Annotated in this window: 17 protein-coding genes and 1 tRNA gene; 9 read left to right on the top strand and 9 right to left on the bottom strand. The window is 57.9% G+C overall.

Translation table 11 applies throughout. The features are described 5' to 3' along the window. Nucleotides 1-1029 (top strand): hypothetical protein (locus GXY01S_RS18020; RefSeq protein ID WP_218003158.1); only part of this gene is annotated, 1029 nt, incomplete at its 5' end. Between the two features lie 68 nt (nucleotides 1030-1097). Here the strand turns inward: GXY01S_RS18020 and GXY01S_RS16990 are convergent. Together GXY01S_RS16990 and GXY01S_RS16985 are read right to left on the bottom strand one after the other, a co-directional pair. After that, the gene (locus tag GXY01S_RS16990) at nucleotides 1098-1286 is read right to left on the bottom strand and encodes a Flp family type IVb pilin (RefSeq protein WP_082770759.1); all 189 of its coding nucleotides are present in this window, start codon (nucleotides 1284-1286) and stop codon (nucleotides 1098-1100) included. 206 nt (nucleotides 1287-1492) lie between these two features. Beyond that, a complete protein-coding gene (locus GXY01S_RS16985; RefSeq protein WP_082770758.1) occupies nucleotides 1493-2284 on the bottom strand; it encodes a Flp family type IVb pilin in 792 nt (263 codons plus the stop codon). Between the two features lie 215 nt (nucleotides 2285-2499). On the opposite strand from GXY01S_RS16985, the gene GXY01S_RS06880 reads away from it, so the two are divergent. Next, nucleotides 2500-3045, top strand: coding sequence for a hypothetical protein (locus GXY01S_RS06880; protein ID WP_061273441.1), 546 nt, complete (start codon nucleotides 2500-2502; stop codon nucleotides 3043-3045). After that, nucleotides 3042-3668, top strand: coding sequence for a recombinase family protein (locus GXY01S_RS16980; protein ID WP_082770757.1), 627 nt, complete (start codon nucleotides 3042-3044; stop codon nucleotides 3666-3668). The genes GXY01S_RS06880 and GXY01S_RS16980 overlap by 4 nt, the downstream gene beginning before the upstream one ends. Here GXY01S_RS16980 and GXY01S_RS06875 read toward each other — a convergent pair. From GXY01S_RS06875 to GXY01S_RS06850, 6 genes are all read right to left on the bottom strand, one after another. Next, nucleotides 3661-5190 carry a DUF6538 domain-containing protein gene (locus GXY01S_RS06875; protein WP_146222756.1) on the bottom strand — a complete coding sequence of 510 codons (1530 nt, stop codon included), beginning with the start codon at nucleotides 5188-5190 and terminating at the stop codon, nucleotides 3661-3663. The two genes, GXY01S_RS16980 and GXY01S_RS06875, sit on opposite strands and share 8 nt — an antisense overlap. 90 nt (nucleotides 5191-5280) lie before the next feature. Continuing rightward, a tRNA-Glu gene (locus GXY01S_RS06870) sits at nucleotides 5281-5356 on the bottom strand. 69 nt (nucleotides 5357-5425) lie between these two features. After that, on the bottom strand, nucleotides 5426-7231 hold the full coding sequence (gene recJ / locus GXY01S_RS06865; RefSeq protein WP_061273437.1) for a single-stranded-DNA-specific exonuclease RecJ: 1806 nt from the start codon (nucleotides 7229-7231) through the stop codon (nucleotides 5426-5428). 114 nt (nucleotides 7232-7345) lie between these two features. Beyond that, nucleotides 7346-8686: a homoserine dehydrogenase gene (locus GXY01S_RS06860; RefSeq protein WP_061273435.1), complete on the bottom strand. Its 1341-nt coding sequence runs from the start codon at nucleotides 8684-8686 to the stop codon at nucleotides 7346-7348. Nucleotides 8687-8712: 26 nt separating this feature from the next. Then, nucleotides 8713-9954 (bottom strand): LL-diaminopimelate aminotransferase, encoded by a 1242-nt coding sequence (locus tag GXY01S_RS06855; protein WP_061273433.1) that lies wholly within the window; start codon nucleotides 9952-9954, stop codon nucleotides 8713-8715. An 88-nt stretch (nucleotides 9955-10042) separates the two neighbouring features. Next, nucleotides 10043-11068 carry an OmpA family protein gene (locus tag GXY01S_RS06850; RefSeq protein ID WP_061273431.1) on the bottom strand — a complete coding sequence of 342 codons (1026 nt, stop codon included), beginning with the start codon at nucleotides 11066-11068 and terminating at the stop codon, nucleotides 10043-10045. 211 nt (nucleotides 11069-11279) lie between these two features. On the opposite strand from GXY01S_RS06850, the gene GXY01S_RS06845 reads away from it, so the two are divergent. Both GXY01S_RS06845 and GXY01S_RS06840 read left to right on the top strand, forming a co-directional pair. Then, nucleotides 11280-11954 (top strand): ATP-dependent Clp protease proteolytic subunit, encoded by a 675-nt coding sequence (locus tag GXY01S_RS06845; protein WP_061273429.1) that lies wholly within the window; start codon nucleotides 11280-11282, stop codon nucleotides 11952-11954. A gap of 209 nt (nucleotides 11955-12163) precedes the next feature. Next, nucleotides 12164-13168 (top strand): ferritin-like domain-containing protein, encoded by a 1005-nt coding sequence (locus tag GXY01S_RS06840; RefSeq protein WP_061273476.1) that lies wholly within the window; start codon nucleotides 12164-12166, stop codon nucleotides 13166-13168. A gap of 49 nt (nucleotides 13169-13217) precedes the next feature. Here the strand turns inward: GXY01S_RS06840 and GXY01S_RS06835 are convergent, their stop codons facing one another. After that, the gene (locus tag GXY01S_RS06835) at nucleotides 13218-13739 is read right to left on the bottom strand and encodes a hypothetical protein (RefSeq protein ID WP_061273427.1); all 522 of its coding nucleotides are present in this window, start codon (nucleotides 13737-13739) and stop codon (nucleotides 13218-13220) included. Nucleotides 13740-14001: 262 nt separating this feature from the next. Here GXY01S_RS06835 and GXY01S_RS06830 point away from each other — a divergent pair, with 262 nt between their 5' ends. The 4 genes from GXY01S_RS06830 (at nucleotide 14002) to GXY01S_RS06815 (ending at nucleotide 19720) form a co-directional block, all read left to right on the top strand. Then, nucleotides 14002-14337, top strand: a complete 336-nt coding sequence (locus GXY01S_RS06830) for a hypothetical protein (protein WP_061273474.1) — start codon at nucleotides 14002-14004, stop codon at nucleotides 14335-14337. A 58-nt stretch (nucleotides 14338-14395) separates the two neighbouring features. Continuing rightward, nucleotides 14396-14947, top strand: coding sequence for a cytochrome b (locus GXY01S_RS06825; RefSeq protein WP_061273424.1), 552 nt, complete (start codon nucleotides 14396-14398; stop codon nucleotides 14945-14947). Nucleotides 14948-15347: 400 nt separating this feature from the next. Continuing rightward, complete coding sequence (locus GXY01S_RS06820) at nucleotides 15348-17423, top strand: putative bifunctional diguanylate cyclase/phosphodiesterase (protein WP_061273471.1); 2076 nt, start codon at nucleotides 15348-15350, stop codon at nucleotides 17421-17423. 38 nt (nucleotides 17424-17461) lie between these two features. Beyond that, nucleotides 17462-19720 carry an EAL domain-containing protein gene (locus tag GXY01S_RS06815; protein ID WP_061273422.1) on the top strand — a complete coding sequence of 753 codons (2259 nt, stop codon included), beginning with the start codon at nucleotides 17462-17464 and terminating at the stop codon, nucleotides 19718-19720. Nucleotides 19721-19761: the final 41 nt, after the last annotated feature.

The raw sequence follows: 19761 nt of genomic DNA, 5'->3' as shown, positions 1-19761 counted from the left end.
GCTTTGAACAGGCTGGTCAACATGGCCTCCAAAGCAGAGGGGAAGCCTCTGAAAATCACAGCAAAACAGGCTGTGAACTACGTCAGGGGGTATGACCTCCCATTTTACGCAGACATTCAAAAGAAAGGAAAAATTAATGACAGAACACTTCCAGAACTCGGAACAGTCCAAGAGAATTTCTTTATACCGGCAGACCTACAAGGAAGCCTATGGAGCGAACAAGAACACACAAAACATTCTCGACCTGATGAGCAACCAGACAGGAGACAAACCCTCACCCATCGACCAGATACAGCAGTTACTCGAAACCATCGCACAGCAACAGGTTCAAATCCTGTCAGCACAAAGCCAGATATTAAAAAGATTGTCTGCACTGGAACACTGAACAGACGCATCACCCATGTTGCCAGCCTGTCCCATATTGTTCTGATAACCCCGGATTATATCAGGGACATCAAAGCCCGATTGAAACAGGCAAAACAGGAAGACTGGTATTTTTATCGCAGGGCCTATCAGAACCTTAAAGACCAGGAATACTGGCTTGACCAATGGAACAACAGCATTGACAGCAACATTCTGCTTTTGCTGGTGGAACTGTTCCTGAGCCTGTTTTTTGGTGGTTCTGTGACCATCAGAGAGAAGGTTGAACCTGTTGAGATTAATTTTGGACTTCCTGCTCCCATCAGTGATGCGACATGGAACATGATGTCAGAAGACCAGCAGGAAGATATCCTGTTTCAGAGCTACCTTTTATACAAATCGTCCTACAAAAATTATCAGAAGCTTCATGCCGAACAGAACGGGAATTCTGTCACGTTTGAGGATTTCCTGAACCTGCATGGCAAGGATATTCTGACACAGATGATTTCCATAAATGTGGACTATCTGGAAGACAAATTAACAGACTGGAAGAACAGGAAGATAGACGCAGAAAATGCGAAAATTCTCCAACAGACCAATGAAGCCATGACATGGATGAAACAGACTAATTCAGACGTTGCAAACCATGGAAGCACTTTGAAGATGTGATGTGATACGCATAAAAAAAGGAACCCGGAAAGGTTCCTCCGTGAAAGTCTTGTGATTGATTCTGTGGATTAATTAGTTGGTGTAGAAGTTGCTACTTTACCTATAGCAGTACTAACATTATTGAACACATCATTCAAGTTTCCACCAAGTGTAGTGACAGCAGTGATAATTACGACTGAAATTAAGGCAGCAATCAGACCATATTCGATAGCGGTTGCCCCGACTTCATTTTTGCGAGTTTTAACTAAAGTTTTCATATGAAAATCCTCCAAATATTAATATTGGACACCATATTATTATGATGCCTTGAATATATAATAATAAATGTATTTGCTAATATGCAAGAAAATCGAACTTTTTTAAATTATTTTCTTGACATTATCATTTATATATAAAATAATGATTTTATGTTGTAGCGACATGTGACCATCAGACCCCCTCCTAAAACGGTCTGGTGGTTTTTTTAGTATGGATAGTATGGAGGTGGTGGCATCGGTGCATTCATTATTGGAGGTGGTGGCATCGGTGCATACGTTGGAGTTTGTGGCATCGGTGCATACGTTGGAGGTGGTGGCATCATTGTATTCAATAAACCATCGATAGTAACCACATGGCCCTGCTGTGTCGTAACTTCAAAATATGGACCATTATTATTTCCTGTATGAATATTATTTTCTATATAGCCAGGATTATTGATAGCATCTTTTAGAACTTTAGAAGCTTCTGACCAAGAAGTGATAGGATGTTGAGTTTTTGCATCATAAAGTCCAAATACGTTTGTAATTTTATCATCAGGATAATTCTGATTGTGATCTGTCATCTGGGACAATAATTGTATTGATAAACTATCAGTTAAGGGTTGTTCTGAAAAACCATCAGTTCCTCCCAAACTTGTATCTAAATAACGACCATCCAAATTATCCTTCAACGATTTTATTAAATTATCCATATCTTGAATAGAATTAATTCCTTCATTCCCAGTGGTGCTATTTCCTGAACCATTAGCATCACCACCACCATTAGCACCATTAGAGTTGCTCCCTACTGTAGAACCACCACCATTAGCATTACCCGTAGATGCACCTGAACAGGTTCCAGACCCACCAAGATGTTTGGATATTGTGCAGTAGGTGTTCGATAAATTCCTGCCAACTGCGGACATGCCAGTAACAGCAACAACAGCCACTAACGATGCAATAAGCCCATATTCTATGGCTGTTGCACCAATTTCATTTTTTACCTTTTTTAAAATCATGATTTAAAATCCTCCTTTGTATATATACATAAATCATTGTAGTATGCATTGAAGAATAATTTCAATAATATCGAAATATAGACTGTTTCAAAAACTTGACTTTCTGAATACAGATACCTTACTATGTAAATACAAAGGGAAAATCGTATTCAATATTGTATATTCAAAAGTATTTTAGAACATAATCCCTGATTAACAATTTAAGGAGACATTTTATGAGTGAAATTACATTCCGCACTAAAAACCTGACCATCCATCATATTTTTTCACCTGTTGAGGGGTTTGATGACATCGCACCAGGATATGTGGAGAATTTCAGGATATTCCTGCAATCCTCTAAAATTACAAAAACAATGCAGGAAGCCTATATTTCCGCATTGCGTGAATTCCCGGTATATCCCAAAAGCAACAAGCTTGAAGGCACGATAGAAGACCAAGCCTATAAATTATTAGATTTATATCATTCTGATGCCATCCAGAATATTCTGGACGTGCTCGCTCCACAGATTATTGAAAAGTATGGCAAAGACCAGTTATCCGTTTTCATAGTGGCTTTTCTGGAAGGCGTTTTAAGGGACATTGAAATCATAAAGGGGGATGGCAAAAATCGCCTGTCCTATTTCAATCGTGACCTTGATTGTAGCTGTGCTTCTATCCTGAAGAGCTACTTGCCTGATGATTATGCATTGGGAGATTATCTGGCCCGCTATTTCCTTGCGGACAGAGTGACAGCCCTGCACGTCTTTGGAGGTGTGCAATGATTTATGGTTACGCACGTGTCAGCACCAGAGACCAGTCGACTGATATGCAGGTCAGTCGATTACTGGAAGCCGGGATTCCAAAAGAAAGAATTTTTATGGATGTCATTTCCGGTGCAACAGAAGACAGGCCACAGTTAAACAGTTTGCTGAACCTGTTAAACAAGGGGGATGTTCTGACAGTTTGGAAGGTGGACAGGCTTGGAAGACGAACAGCCCATCTGGCAAGGCTTCTGGAAGAATTTGACCAGAAAGGAATAACAGTAAGAAGTCTGACAGAGGGGGTTGATACGTCAGACAGGTCAAGCCGTGTCAGTTATCTGCTGATGTCTGTCATTGCTCAAAATGAACGTGAGACGATTAATGAACGCATCAGAAGTGGCATAGACCATGCCCAGAAATATGGAACGAAAACAGGTCGTCCCATAGGAAGACCCAAAGCCAGTTCTGCAAAGGTGCAACATGCTCTGGACCTTTTAGCATCAGGGAAAAGCTACAGACATGCCTCTTCCATTGCGGGTGTATCTTTAGCCACATTGGTCAGACGTGTTCAGGCCATGCAACAGAAAAACCAGTTCACACGCCAGACCAGTATTTTTGAAACCATCAGGCAGGATGCTATTTAAGGAAGACCCCATTCCTGTCTGCCAGATGGTCAAGGAAAATGGGGTATTTCACCTTATCCAGAAAAGCCTGTGCTTCCCCTCTGGAAAGGTTGGAGCCATATCCAGCCCCAACAGAATCCGTTTCATGTCCAAAAATTTTATTGATGATTTCCATGTTCAGGTCAGAGGTTCTTAAAGCCTGTCTGAAGGTATGACGGAAGGAATAAGCCACAAGGCTTTTGTCTGTCAGTCCAATATCTTCAAGATAACGGTTGATACGCTTTGACCATGATTCAGGCTTGATAACCTCCCCTCTGCGTGACTGCATTAATCCCAGACCAGCCTGGGCCTGTTTCTGGACATAGTGGAGAAAGCCAATTTTTCGCAGTTCTGGCAGGATGGGAATCAGACGGGGGCTGTTTCCTGTTTTTGTTCCGGTCTGGCGTAAATCCAGACAGGGAATCCCTTCCAGGTCATAGAGTTTGGCAGGAACATCAGAGACTTCCCCAATTCTGGCACCTGTCAGGGCAAGAACGCAGATAAACCAGAAGTCAGTCAGACGTTTTGTCTGGTGGCCGGGTCTGCTTTTGAAGTGCTTGCTATGGTAGCCGGAAAACAGGGGGCTGTTGAAAATCTGTTTCAGTTCGTCATTGGTGAACGCCCTGCGAACCTCTTCCTGTCTGGTCAGTTTTTCTTTCTGGGTCTTGGCTCTGGCTTTGACATCTGCGAAGCCTTTATCCTCAATCAGACCTGACTGGACGCACCATTTCAGAAAAAATTTTACTTCCCCAAGATGTCTGACAATCGTGCCATGACCCAATGTTCCCCCACGTAAGGAGGGCTTGTTTTTCAGCCAGTCCGCATAGGCTTTAATGTCCTGTTTGGTCAGGAGGTTCAGGGCTTTATTGCCAACAATTTCCTGAAACTGCGTGAAGGTAATGCGGTAGCTGACACGTGTTTTTTCTGTCTGTCCCGGATTATCGTCATGGAAACGTTCAATCAGGTTTGTCCATGGTTCGGAACAGTCTGTGTTTGCCGGAGAAGTGGGCAAGGTAGAAGGAGGCTGTGGAGCCAATCCACCAAGGGAAATGGCTTTTTCCATCCCTTCCAGCATTCCCTGTTGCTTGGCCTGTTTCCACATATCTGCAAGGGTTGCTGTCATGTCAGCACTTTCGCGGACATCCTGTGCTTCCTGTGTCTTGCGTTGCATGACAACGTTCAGCCAGTCGGAGAAATGTTTTTTAACGTTCTCTGGCATGGCTTCGATTTCCGAAGCGTGCTCATGCACAAAGGCTTTCATCTCTTCAGCAGGGATTTCCCTGTTGAAATAGGCTTGAAGCTTTTCTGCCAGTCTTTGTCTGAGTTCCATCCAGATACCATTGAACGCTGAAGCAAGTCCGAGAGCCTTTGCCCTTGCAACTGTTCTATCACTGGTTTTGAGGGAACGAACAATATGCTGACCTGCAAAGGGTGTCAGATCAGCAGGAACCCGAAGCCTGAGATACCAGGTATGGCAACGTCGAACCATGTAGGGTGTAGGCAAAACTGGCGTCCCTTATGTAACACAGACAGGTTACACAGTGAGGGAAGACAGATTGGATTTTTGTTGAAAAATCAATGCCTTATAGGCATGTGGTGTCCCGTACGGGATTCGAACCCGTGTTGCCGCCGTGAAAGGGCGGTGTCCTAGGCCTCTAGACGAACGGGACTAAAGGCGTGAGCGGTAAGTATCCCGCCACGGGGGGCAGGTCAACCCCCCGATGCAAAAAAGACTGAAATTATTGAGCGATCGCTACGTCGCGGATGAAGAACGTGGCCGATGTCCGCCCGTTCCAGCTCTCGGCCCGCAGCCAGCCCGCGAGGTGCAGCGGGGGCGCGTCGCGGTCTTCGAGCACAGGGGCGATCGGGCTTTCATTGGCGCGGAACACCAGCGCCTTGAGTCGTGGCCCCCGGCCTTCGCCCTGGAGTGTCAGGCGCAGGGTATTGCCCTCGCGCCCGATCCGCTCGGCATAGGCCACGCGCACGCGGGGCAGGGCGAGGAGTGGTTCGTCATTGCCCGCGCCAAAGGGGGCGAGGCGGTCCATGTCGGTTGCCAGCGCCACGTCGGCAGCGGCCACGTTCACCACGGCATCAATGGTCAGGTCCACCGCATCAGGCAGGTCGGCAGCGGAGGCGAGGTAGCGGTCGAGAAAATCGTGCAGCGCGGGAACCCCTTCGGCGGGCAACCCAAAGCCCGCCGCCATGGCATGGCCGCCACCCGAGGTGAGCAACCCTGCCTGCCGTGCGGCAATGATGGCGCCACCCAGATCCTGCCCTGGCACGGAGCGGGCCGAACCCTTCACGCTGCCATCATCCAGTTCCGCGCCCACCAGCACGGGGCGGTTGAATTTTTCCTTTATGCGCCCGGCCACGATGCCCACCACGCCGGGGTGCCAGTCGCGTCCGCTCAGCACCAGCACGGCATGGCCCTGTTCGCGCTGGGCGGCGGCTAGTTCCATGGCGCGGTCCAGAATGCCCGCTTCCACGCTCTGGCGGTTATGGTTGACGGAATTCAGCTTGTCGGCCAGCGCCTGCGCCTCGGCGGCGTCATGTGACAGCAGCAGCCGCAGCCCCAGCCCGGAATCTGCAATGCGCCCTCCGGCATTGATACGTGGCCCCAGCGCAAACCCGCAGGTAAAGGCGGAGAGCGGGTCACGCGCGCCGGCGGCTTCGAGCAGGGCGGCAAGCCCCGTGCGCCCGCGCTGCGCCATGATGTTCAGCCCGTGGATCACGAAGGCGCGGTTCAGCCCGGTCAGCGGCATCACGTCGCACACGGTGGCGAGCGCCACCAGGTCGAGGCTGTTCTTGAGTTGCGGGTCGGGATGGGTGTCAAACCACCCTTCGCGGCGGAGCAGGCGCGTGGTGGCCCCTGCCGCCAGAAAGGTGACTGCCGCCGCGCAGATGTGGCGCAGGCCAGAGGGGCAGTCGGGCCGGTTGGGATTGACCGTGGCGACCACGCGGGGCAGCGCGCCCTGCACCTGGTGGTGGTCGAGCACGATCACATCACAGCCCTGGCTGACATGTTCGAGCACATCGACCGCCGCCGTGCCGCAGTCGAGGCAGATGATCAGGCGCGCACCCTGCGCCTGCATGGCTTCAAGGGCGGGAATGTTGGGGCCGTAGCCCTCCGTCATGCGGTCGGGGATGTGGGTGAGCACCGTGCAGCCCTGCGTGCGCAGGAAGGCGGTCAGGAGTGCTGTGGAGCATGCGCCATCCACGTCATAATCGCCAAACAGCCCGACGGTCTCGCCATCGCGTATGGCGCGTGCCATGCGCGCGGCGGCCACGTCCATGTCCACCAGCGTCGAGGGATCGGGCAGTATCTGGCCCATGACGGGCTTGAGGTAGCTCTCCACCTGTTCGGGGCTGACATGGCGGAGTGCGAGCATGCGGGCCACGACCTCGGGCAGGCCGGTCTGCTGGGCAATGGCCATGCCCATGCGGTCGGCATGGCTGGCGTGGCTGCCTGCGCGCCATGTCCATCGCCGCCCCGTCACGCTGTGGGTTACGCCCAGCACGGTGGGCGCTGCCCCGTCCTGAGCCATTTGCGTGGCGGGGGCGGGCGATGTCAGGTCGGTAACAGGCACGGGCAGGTCCTTGTGCGGGGGGCCAGAATCAGCGGCGGGGCGCGGATGGAGCTGTGCCCATCCGCGCCGTTCCTAGCCCGCGTCGATACGGATCAGGGCAGGCTCGTCCAGCACGGCGCTCAGTTCGGCAATGTGATGCAGCGCATGCTGCATGGCCGCCTCGTTGGTCTTGTGGGTGAGCAGCACCAGCGGTACGGCATGGGTGCCGTCGGGGCGGGTTTCATGCGCATCGGCATGCTGGAGCATGCTGCGCAGCGAAACGCCATTGTCACGCAGCACGGCGGTGATGTCGGCAATCACGCCGGGGCGGTCCTCCACGTTCAGGCGCAGGTAGTATTCGCCCACGAACGATTTGGCGGGCAGGGCTACGGCCTGCGTCAGGCTGTCGGCATCGCAGCCCCATACGGGAATGGCGGCCCCGCGCGCGATGTCGATCAGGTCGGCGCACACGGCGGTGGCCGTCGGCCCTTCGCCCGCGCCCCGGCCTTCAAGCATCAGGCGGCCGACAAACGCGCCTTCCGCCACCACGGCGTTGAACACGCCATTGACCTGCGCGATCGGGGCATCCTGCGGCACGAGGCACGGATGCACGCGGGCCTCGATGCCGTTTTCATGCTGGCGGGCAAGGCCCAGCAGCTTGATGCGATAGCCCATCTTGCGCGCGAACTGCAGGTCCAGCGCGCCAATGCGGCGGATGCCCTCGATATACAGGGAGGCAAACACCACCGGTCGCCCGAAGGCCAGCCCCGCCAGGATGGCCAGCTTGTGGGCGGTGTCGATGCCATCGACATCGGTGGAGGGATCGGCCTCGGCATAGCCCAGCTTCTGGGCATCGGCCAGGATCTCGGCAAAGTCGCGGCCGGTCTCGTGCATCACGCTCAGGATGTAGTTGCACGTGCCATTGAGGATGCCGCCGATTTTAAGGATGCGGTCAGCCGCCAGCCCCTCGCGCACGGTCTTGATGGCGGGAATGCCACCGGCCACTGCCGCCTCGAACATCAGCGGCACGCCTGCCGCCTGCGCCGTGCAGGCCAGTTCCGCGCCGTGGATGGCGATCAGCGCCTTGTTGGCGGTCACTACCGGCCTGCGGTTTTCCAGCGCGCGGGTCACGGTCAGGCGGGGGGCACCCTCGGCGCCGCCAATCAGTTCGGCCACCACGTCCACGTCCGGGTGGGTGGCCAGTTCCTCGGGTGTGTCGCACCATGCAACGCCGGACTGGTCAATGCCCCGGTCGCGCGTGCGGTCGCGCGCGCTCACGGCGGTCACCACCAGTTCGCGGCCGGCGCGGGCGCGGATCAGGGCCGCGTTCTCGCGCAGCAGTTTCATAACGCCAGCGCCAACCGTGCCCAGCCCTGCAATGCCGATGCGCAGGGGCGGTTTGGGTGCGGGGGTGCAGCAAGGGGTAGAAGTCATCTGTTTTCCGTCAACCGAAGGGTCAGTCATGAATGGGCGGGCTGTTCATCGGGCAGGGGGGCGGCCTGCTGGCTGGTGGGGGCAAGGCCGCCATGTTCCGTCATGAAATGGCGGATGGAGCGGCAGGCCTGCCGCAGGCGCTGGGTGTTTTCCACCAGGCCGATGCGCACGAATCCTTCGCCATGCTCGCCAAAGCCAAGGCCCGGCGCCACGGCAACGCCCGCCTCCCTGAGCAGAAGCTTGGAGAAGCCCACGCTGCCGAGTTCGCGGAACGGCTCGGGAATCGGCGCCCAGGCGAACATCGAGCCCTCGGGCGAGGGCACGTCCCACCCTGCCGCGTGCAGGCCCTGAATCAGCACGTCGCGGCGCTTGCGGTAGATGTCGCGGATTTCGGCAACACAGTCCTGCGGGCCGCTCAGGGCCGCCACCGCTGCGACCTGAATGGGGGTGAACGCGCCGTAGTCAAGGTAGGACTTGATGCGCGTCAGTGCCGAGATCAGCTTGGGGTTGCCCGCCGCAAAGCCCATGCGCCAGCCCGCCATGGAATAGGTCTTGGACAGCGAGGTGAACTCGACCGCGATATCCTTCGCTCCCGGCACTTCAAGGATCGAGGGGGGCACCTTGTCGCCAAAATAGATCTCGGCATAGGCCAGGTCGGACAGGATCCAGATCTCGTGCTTGCGGGCAAAAGCCACGAGCTTGCGGTAGAAATCGAGATCGGCCAGGTATGCGGTCGGGTTTGACGGAAAATTGACGATCAGCGCCGTGGGCTTGGGCACCGAATGGCGCACCGCGCGGTCAAGGGCCTCGAGCATCTCATCATCCGGCGTGGCCGGAATCGAGCGCACGGAGGCACCCGCGATGATGAAGCCGAACTGATGGATGGGGTAGGACGGGTTGGGCACCAGGATGGTGTCGCCGGGGCTGGTGATGGCGGAGGCGAGGTTGGCCAGTCCTTCCTTTGAGCCAAGGGTCGCGATCACCTCGGTCTCGGGGTCGAGCTTTACGTTGAAGCGGCGCTCGTAATACCCCGCCAGCGCCCGGCGCAGGCCGGGAATGCCCCGGCTGACCGAATAGCGGTGCGCGCGTGGGTCCGACACGGTCTCGACCAGCTTCTGCACGATATGCGGCGGCGTGGGCGTGTCGGGATTGCCCATGCCGAGATCGATAATATCCTCCCCCCGCGCTCGGGCGGCGGCCTTGGCCTTGTTGACTTCAGCGAAGACATAGGGCGGCAGGCGGCGGATACGATGGAATTCTTCGGTCATGGGACGCTCTGTTGCGGGCGGGCGAGGGCGCGCGCCGGGTTATGAATCAGGTCATGCAGGCCCGCGTGCCGGGCCTGCGGGCACCACTCTAGCGCAGCACGGCAATTCTTGCACCATTGCCAAAGGCATGGGCGCGCACCACGATTTTTGATGCGGGCACGCCACGGGTCACGAGCATGGCCGTGAGGGTGCGGGTGCGCAGGATGGCGAGGTTGAGGGCGGCGGTCTGCCCTTCCGCCGTGGCGCTGGTGGCGTTGCCGTAGCCGTTCACGATCACGAAATTGTCGCCGCGTTCCTTCACGGCGTTGTCCACCACCTCATCCTCGCCATCGGCAATGTGATCCGAGCCGGGCTGGAAGTGCACCGTTGGCCCGTCATCGGGGCTGGCAAGGTGGTAGCCGGGCAGGTCGAGCCCGTCACGCGCCGCGTTGTCAGGCAGGTTGATGCCGCCAACCTTGGGCAGGGCAGGCGCTTTCTGGGCGATGGGGGGCAGGTTGGCGGGAATGGCCTCGGGGTGTTCGCTCACCAGCGTCGAGACCGCGGGCATGAGCAACTGGCCATTGCTGCCATAAAGCGGGCTCCCGTCCGGGCCGGTCTGCGTGGCGGGGGCGGCTGCGGGCGTGCCGTCCGCCGCCGGGCTGGCCGTGGTGCGGGTGGCGGTGGCGGCAGGCGTGTCGGGGCTGTCCGCCGCCTTGAGCGAGGCGGACTGCGTGCCGAACTGCGTGTGCGAGGGGATGGGCGGAATATCCGCCATCGTGGGCATGGTGCCCATGATCGCATCCTGGCGCTCGTTGAGCTCGTGCTGGGCCTCGAGGTCGGCGGTAATGTCCTCGCGCAGGTCGGGCGAGGGGAGTTCAGGCGCCTTGCGCGGGCCAAGCCCGATTTTGGGATAGGGCTGGTGGGTGCCCGGCGGCGGGGGGCGCTGGTGGCTGATCACGCCGCCCTGGTACTGGTGGTACCACTGTGTCACGGTATCGACCGTGTCCTGGTGGTGCACGCAGCCCGCAAGCGCTGCCGCGCACAGGGCCAGCATGGCGGGCCGTGTGGCACGCGCGCTGCATGATGGCGGAAAAAAAAATCTTCCGGGACTTGGCGATGGCACCCGCTTTCCCAATCTCTAGCTCCCATGGCCCTTGTGGCCTGCACACGACACGACCGGGGCAAACTAGCCTGCAATGCCGCTCTTAGCGAGAGGGGTTGCGTCACTTGCGTCATGACGTGCGCCACCTCTCCACCTGATTGCAAGCTCGGGACTTGGCACCGGGCGCAAGGCAGCGCAGGATAAGGGCATGACCAGGACAGTCCCGGAGAAGAGGGAGAACCCGATGAACGGCATGCAGCCGAACTACCGCATCCGCATGGATGATGAAGACCCGAGAGATCCCGATATCCCCGAACCCCAGGGCCCGGAAACCGAGGAGCCTGACAAGAACCGCACGCTGTCCTCGCCCATTGGCGAGCTTGAAAGCCGCCTGTTCGACCTGCGCAAGGTGCTGGTGTTCGGCCCGATCAACGACAAGATCGCCCGTGACGTGACCGGCCGCCTGCTTGCCCTTGCCGGTGCGTCCGACAAGCCGATCGATGTGTATGTCAACTCGCCCGGCGGCCATGTGGAAAGCGGCGACACCATTCACGACATGATCCGCTTTGTCGATTCGATGGCGCCGGTGAACATGATCGGCACGGGCTGGGTTGCCTCCGCTGGCGCGCTCATCTTTGCCGCCGGCAACAAGGAACGGCGTTACTGCCTGCCCAACACGCGCTTCCTGCTGCACCAGCCCATGGGTGGCGTGCGGGGGCCTGCCACCGATATCGACATCGAGGCGCGCGAGATCATCAAGAGGCGCGAGCGGCTGAACCGCCTGTTCGCCCGCGAGACCGGCCAGTCTTACGAGAAGGTGTGCAAGGACACCGACCGTAACTACTGGATGTCGGCTGACGAAGCGATTGCCTATGGCCTGGTGACGCGCGTGATCGACAAGATCTCGGACCTGCATTGATCTGGGGCAAGGCGAGGTTTCAGGCTCGCCCGTAATGCTGGTGTTCCGTTCCGCGGAAGGGGTTAACCCCTTCCGCGGATTCCAGATAACGGTTCTGCACTTTGCATGGACTTATGATAAGGAACCGGCAACGAGGGTGTCAGGCAGTTTGAATGAACGCCTCATCGGCCGGCGTATTCACGCGACACCGTTCCGAACAGCGAGCCGACATGACGAAATCACTTTCTGACATTTACACAACACTGCCCGAAGCCCGTGATCCGGGTGCCGCCACGCCGGATGCCGTGGCGAAGGCCGATTTCAATGCACGGCACTGGTCCAGCCCGGTTGCTGGCCCGCTCAAGCCGGGCTCGCCCGCGCACAAGAAGGCCGTGGCGGACATGTTCCGCGAGACCTTCAACCCCTACAAGCCATCCGTCATCGAGTGGCCCAAGCTTGATGCCGAGACGCTGCAGCGCGTCACCGCCCTGCCGATCTGGGACATTGCGGTCCAGACCGAAGGCAAGGCCCGCCTGCGCATGGCAGCCTATGCCCGCCTGATCGATGACCCGGACATGAAGGATGCCCTGTCACGCAATGCGTGGGAGGAGAACCGGCACAAGGAAGTGCTGTCCAAGATGGTGGAGGCCTACAACATTCCGCTGGCGTCCGAGCCGCCCTACATCGAGCCGCGCGATGTGGAATGGGCCTATATGGTCACCGGTTTTTCGGAATGCGTGGACAGCTTCTTCGCGTTTGGCCTGTTTGCCATTGCCCGGAAATCCGCCTTCTTCCCGCCCGCGCTGATCGATACGTTCGAGCCGGTGATGCAGGAGGAATGCCGCCACATCCTTCTGTTCGCCAACTGGCTGGCCTGGCACCGCGCCACCATGCCGTGGTGGAAGCGCCCGTGGTTCGAGGCGCGCGTGATCGGCGTATGGTTCTTCCTGCTCTATGAGCGGCTGGGCATGGTCACCACGTTCGATGCCGATGGCAACAAGCACGAGCAGGACAACAACTTCACCGTCAACGGCACCAAGGAAGTGGCCGATGTCGATGTGAAGCTGCGTGACATGATCGATATCTGCCTGATCGAGAACGAGCGTCGCTTCTCGGGTTATGACCCGCGCCTGGTGCGGCCGCAGCTTGCGCCCAACCTTGCGCGCATGATCCGCTTCTTCCTGCCGCGCACGCCCAGTTCGGCCAGCCTTGAAAGCCAGCCCGGCGCGGCATGACCCGCGCCTGTGGTTTTCCCCGCCCGCATCAGGCGGGCGGGGAAGGGGTTCAGCCCAGCGTGGGCACGGCGGGGCCTGCCCCGAAATCAAGCTGCCCCAGATAGGCCACGCGCTCGCCGGGCACGATATCGCCAATCCGGCCGCCTTCGATGCGGGCGTAGGCGAAGACCTTGCTTTCCTCCTCATCCGATGAGCCAATGGCAAGGCCCGTGAAAGGCTTGCCCTGCGCGTCCTTCAGTTGCCACACATCGCCGCGCACCACGGCATCGTATTTGTAGCGAAAGCCGGGCACGATCTTCGTCAGGAGCAGCGGCATGGCGGTGGTGACATCAATGGCCGTGCGCACGAAGGCGGTGCAGGCTTCATCAGGCGCAAAATAGCCCCGCGCATCCGCTGTCATCAGGATCAGGCCGGGCGTCGTGCCGTTGGGACCGACAAGGTGGCTGCGGATGACGATTTTCTGGTCATCGCGCGAGATTTCCGAGGCGAGCATCACGGTGCCGACCGGTGCTGCGAGCAGGTCGGGCACCACAATCAGGTCTGACAGGGGAAGGGTGGCGAGTCTGGTCATTTTTTCATTCTCCATCGCGGCGGTTGCCAGGGGACGATGGCGCGGACTGTGCGCTCCGTTACGTTTCATGACAACCATGCACCCCTGCGGGTGTTACGTGTTGCGTAGCATGATGTTACATGGCACGCGCATGCTTCATGCGTGGCAGGAATGCACAGCCGTTCACGCATGCATGATTAACATTGGTAATATGGGGCTGCTGCCCCAATTTAAAAAGAGGGCCATGGAACTGCTCCATGCTCCACAGAGGGAGAGTAACCACATGGCAGGTCAAATCACGAAAGGGCTGGCAGTCGTGGCGTTTGGCGCAGCGCTGGCCTGCGGCTCGGCAGGCGCGGCCTCAGGCGGGGGCAGCTATGCGGCGGGCCAGGATGATGGTGCAGCGGGCATGCCGCCTGCCTACAGCGCCCCCGAGACCGGAATCGGCGGGGGCGTGCCGCAGTTCCATAACGACAATGCGGAATCCGACCAGATGAGCGGCCCGATGATGATGCCTGGCTCGGCCTCGGGCAGTGCTGCACCCGGCATGACCGATGGCAACTATACCAATATGAATATTGGTGGCGAAGACAGCGCAATTCTGCCAGGCGTCAACTGACGGCGGGCCGTGGTAAGCCACGGTCTTCTTATAAGTAATTTTGATTAGAGGTCGCCGGATGACCGCATCTTCTCTTCCTTCGCCGCCTGCGCATTACAGTTGGGAGACACGGTGGCTGCACTGGCTGACCGCAGTGCTTGTGCTCGAGCAGTTCGTGGTGGGGCAGGTGGGCTGGCATCTCATGGCCCGCACGGCGCCGTGGCGGCCTTTTCTGGTCGCCACGCATACCTCGCTTGGCGTGGTGCTGGCCACGGTGTTCATCATTCGCGTGGCATGGACCTTGACCGGCGGTCGGGCCATTCATTTCCCTATCGTGACAATGCAGGACCGTGTGGCGCGCAGCGTGCATCGCCTGCTCTATATGCTGCTCGGTGGCGAGATCGTGTTCGGCTACATGGCGCGCTGGTCTACCGGGCGCCCGGTCATGGCGTTTGGCGTGCCGATCAACTCCCCCCTGCCCATGCTGATGCACGGAACCCATTCCTTTTTTTCAGGATTACATCACTGGAATGCATGGTTACTGTTTTGGGTGGCGCTCTTTCATGGTTTTGCAGGATTTTATCACCTGTTCATTTATCGTGACCGAATTTTTCAACGGATGTTGCCTTGATGGACGTAGATGGGGCACGTTGTCCTAATAACGTTCGGGAATGGTATAGAGTGCATCCCTATAAATAAAAAAATAGGAATATAAGCCTAAACTTTACCATTCTGGAATTTATCTGTTGCACTTTTAAAATAGGAAATACCTTTAACTATCCAAGCTGATGATGCTCTAAGGTATTCATTAAATTTTCTTAGGATAATTTTTTGTTGTATTATGAATGAATGTTTACTAATATCTGATTAATCTCAGCAAATATAAAAACAAACGGCTGATTAACCCATTGGATGCCCTTGTTGTAAGCGGTTGATGCCAGAAGGTTTCCGCAATGCTCCATGTGGAGCCTGGTGTTTGTTGGAAACTGTTTTCGTAAACGCATGGTATCGGGCGCTCAAAAATGGAAGTCATGAGCAATCATATCTATGAACTGAAGGTGTATGACCCCTTCCTGCTCGCCGGTGCGCTGATTGTATGCGTAACGGGCGCGTGGATCACGATGCGGCTGGTCACGCGGGTGGCGCAGACCCATGGCCGTCAGCGGCTGGGCTGGTACTGCCTTGCCAGCATGGCGGGGGCCAGTTTCGTGTGGTGCACGCATTTTGCCGCCATGCTGGCCTATCACTGCAATGCCGATGTACATCTTGACCCGCTGCGCACGGGGCTGTCGCTTCTTGTCATGCTCGCCGCGGTGCCGCTTGCGGTCATGCTGGCCGTAAACCTGTATGGCCGTGGCGGCTGCATGCTCGGTGGCATCGTGCTCGGGCTTGGCATTGCCGGCATGCATTATACCGGCATGGCCGCCTACCGGCTGGATGCGCCCGTGGTGTGGAGCAGCCTGCTTGTGGTGGTGTCGATCGTCATTGGCATGGCCCTGTCCGCCACCGCACTCATGCTGGCGTTGCGGCCGGTCAATCCACGCCGCGAGATTGAGACGACGCTCGCCCTCGTCGGCGCTGTTGCCGGGCTGCATTTTACCGGCATGGAGGCCATGCGTGTGCTGGCGATGCCGCAGCACATGCTGGCCGCGCATGATAACGGGCAGCTTCTGGTGCTGGGGCTTTCGGTCATCGGGGGCACGATGCTCATGCTCATCGCCGGCATCGCCTCGTTTGTCATTGATGGCAGCGTGCGGCAGGAATCCTATGAGGAACTGCATCGCATGGCCATGTCGGACGGGCTGACCGGCCTGCCCAACCGCATCAGCTTCAACGAGCGGCTGCACAACGAGGTCAGCCGGGCCAACCGCGATGGCGAACAGTTTGCCGTTATTGGCATCGACCTGAACAAGTTCAAGGAAATCAACGATACCCGTGGTCATGCCGCAGGCGATATCGTGCTGACCACACTGGCCGAGCGCTTCAGCGCCCTGCTTGTGGAGGGCGAGTTCGTGGCCCGTCTTGGCGGTGACGAGTTCATCGCCATCCACCGCACGTCCGACAGCGCCGAGCTGCATGGTTTTGTCGAGCGGATCCAGCAGGCACTCAACCAGCCGATCCCCATCGAGGATTACGTGGTGACCAGTGGCGGCAGTATTGGCGTTGCGGTCTACCCGGTGGATGCGACCGATAGCGAGACCCTGATCTCGCGTGCGGACATGGCCATGTATCGCGCCAAGACCGACCCGCATCATACCATCTGGTATTATGAAAGCGCGCTTGACGAGACCATGCGCGAACGTCGCGCGCTTGGCGAGGACCTGAAGACCGCCATGGCCGACGGGCAGCTTTCGCTGCACTATCAGGTGCAGACCGTGGTGGCCACGGGCGAGGTCTCGGGTTACGAGGCGCTGCTGCGCTGGGAGCACCCCGAGCGCGGCGCCATAGCCCCGCCCGAGATCCTGCAGCTTGCCGATGAAAGCGGCCTGATCATCAAGCTTGGCGAATGGGTGCTCCAGACCGCCTGCACGGCTGCTGCCGGGTGGGGTGAAAACATCCGGGTGGCGGTCAATATGTCCGCTGCCCAGTTCCTCCAGCCCCGCTTTGTCGTGGCCGTGCAGGAAAATCTTGCCCGCAGCGGGCTTGCGCCCGACCGTCTGGTCATCGAGATCACGGAAGAAACCGTGCAGCGCAACCCCGACCGCGCGCTGGCCATGGCCAACAGCCTGCAGGCCCTTGGGGTGCGGCTTGCGCTTGATGAGTTTGGGGGCGCCCATTCGGTGCTGCACATGTTGCGCGCATTCCCCTTTACCAAGCTCAAGATCGATCGTTCGCTCATGCAGCAGGCCGATACCGACCCGGTGGTGGCGCAGCTCGTACGCTCCATCCTGCTCATGGGTCACGCGCTGCGCATATCGGTTCTGGCACAGGGGATCGAAACCAGAGGCCAGTTCAGCATCGCCTCCGCCGAAGGGTGTGACGAAGGCCAGGGATATCTGATCGGCCACCCTGCGCAGTCGGCCCAGGCCGCGGCCATGACAGGGGTGGGGTCTCCCGCCAGTTCCATACGCGCCGTTTCTTCTCCCGTATTCAGTCCCGATACCTGAGAGGCGCGAATTTTTTCATGAAACAGCAAGAGCATGTAATGAACCCTCACGATGCCCCCGCGCTGACGTCTGCACAGACCCCGAAGCGCGAACTTGACATGACTGCCGATGTCAGCCTCCAGCTGCTTGAGCAGGCGACGGACGGCGTGGTCATCATCAACGAACGCAACGAGGTGGTCTTCTTCAATCCGGCGGCCGAGAAGCTCTGGGGCTATTCGGAGGATGAAGTGCTGGGCCGCAACGTGAGCTGCCTCGTGCCATCGGTCTATCGTGGCGATCATGACAGCTACATCTACAAGAACCGCAAGACGGGCGTGAACCGCATTGTCGGCACCTCGCGCGAGGTGACGTTCGAGAACAAGGCCGGTGACTACATCTCGGGCGAGATGTCGATCTCGACCGCGCTGCTCGGGCCGGAAAAGAAGCGCTATTACATGGCCTTCATGAAAGGCGTGACCGAGGAGAGCCACCGCCGCAAGCTGCTCGACCTGCAGAACACGGTGTTCCAGGCCATCTCCAACGACATGCTGGTTGAAGACGTGGCCGATCTGGTGTGCCGCGAGGTGGAAAGCTTCGTGCCCAACACGGTTTCGGTCATTATCCTGCTGGATGAGAACAACCACCTGAGCATCCTGTCCGGCTCCGGTCTGCCGCGCCGTTATGCCGCGGCACTCGAGAACATGTCATTGACCGAAGGCGATCTTGCCGCGCTGGGCAATGACCTGTCGGAAGCCAATAGCATCGTGTGGGACAGCTACCGCTCGCTCGGCATTTCGCTGGGGCTGCACAACTGCTGGGCCTCGGCCATCAAATCACGCAACGGGCGCATTTCGGGCATTTTCGCGCTGTATTCGCGCAACCAGTACAAGCTGAGCGACTGGCCGCAGAAGATCGTGTCGGGCTGCGTGCCCTTCTGTAGCGTGGTGATCGAGAACTACGAGGCGCAGCAGCACATCGCCCAGCTCGCCAACCATGATTCGCTGACCGGTTTCCATAACCGCACCGCCATCCACAAGGTCATCAAGTCGATGATCGACCGCCCGGGTGATAACGAGTTCGCGGTGTTCATGGTCGATATCGACCGTTTCCGCGATATCAACGACACGCTTGGCCACATGAATGGCGATGCCTTCCTCAAGGCGGTGGCCCAGCGGCTCAAGGACCTGTCGCGCAGCAATTACATCCTCAGCCGATCGGGCGGGGATGAGTTCGTGATCGTCGTGCCCGACTGCGATGAGGCCAAGGCCGCGAATTTTGCGGAGAGCCTGATCAAGGCCATGCAGGAACCCATCGAGATCGCAGGCAACCTGCTTGTCGTCTCCCTTGGCATCGGCATCAGCCTGTTCCCCGAGAACGGGCCGGATGGCGAATCCCTGCTTGGCCATGCCGAGATTGCCATGCGCCGGTGCAAGAAGGAGGCGCGCGGCGGCTACTGCGTGTCCAGCACGGCTGATAACCGTGCCGCCCAGGACCGGCTGCTGCTTGGCTCGGCGCTGCGGGATTCACTGGCCAAGGGCATGCTCAACCTGCACTACCAGCCGCAGGTCGATATCAAGACCGGCAAGCTGTATGGCGTGGAGGCTCTGTCGCGGTGGAACCACCCCACGCTGGGTAACATCTACCCCTCGCGCTTCATCGCGGTGGCGGAAGATACCGGGCAGATCGAGACGATCGGCACCTGGTCGCTCGAAGAGGCGACAAGGCAGATCATCGACTGGGAGCGTGCCGGGCTTTACGTGCCGACCGTATCGGTCAACCTGTCGGCTGCCCATTTCCGCAATCGCGGCCTGCCCGCGCTGATCGAGCGCATCCTCAAGGAGCGCCAGATCTCGCCGGACCGCCTGTGCGTTGAAATTACGGAAAGCGTGATGATGGATGAGAACGAGGATACGATGGAGGGCCTCGCCGCCATCCGTAACCTCGGTGTTGGTCTGTCGATGGATGATTTCGGCACCGGGTATTCGTCGCTTTCAAGGCTGACGCGCCTGCCGCTGACCGAGATCAAGATCGATCGCAGCTTCATCATGAACCTTGATCATGACGCCAACGCCCAGGCCGTGACCACGGCGGTGATCGGCATCGGCAACCGCCTGGGCATGACCGTCGTGACCGAGGGTGTCGAGACCGAGGCCCAGCTCAAGCTGCTGCAGGACCTGAACTGCGATGTGGTGCAGGGCTATCTGTTCGCGCGGCCCATGCCGCCGGCGGAACTGCTTGAATGGTCGCAGGGGCCAGCGAAGACCCTTGCGCTCGAACTGGTTGCCTCGAATACGGCCGAAAGCAAAACGAAGAAATAGTTTCGCCACCATTTCTGGCTTGTTCGCTGTCCCCATGCCTG

Source organism: Komagataeibacter xylinus NBRC 15237 (assembly GCF_001571345.1).
GTDB classification, from domain to species: domain Bacteria; phylum Pseudomonadota; class Alphaproteobacteria; order Acetobacterales; family Acetobacteraceae; genus Komagataeibacter; species Komagataeibacter xylinus.
The sequence above is the reverse complement of the archived record's forward strand: the minus strand, read 5'-3'. Positions and strand labels throughout refer to the sequence as shown.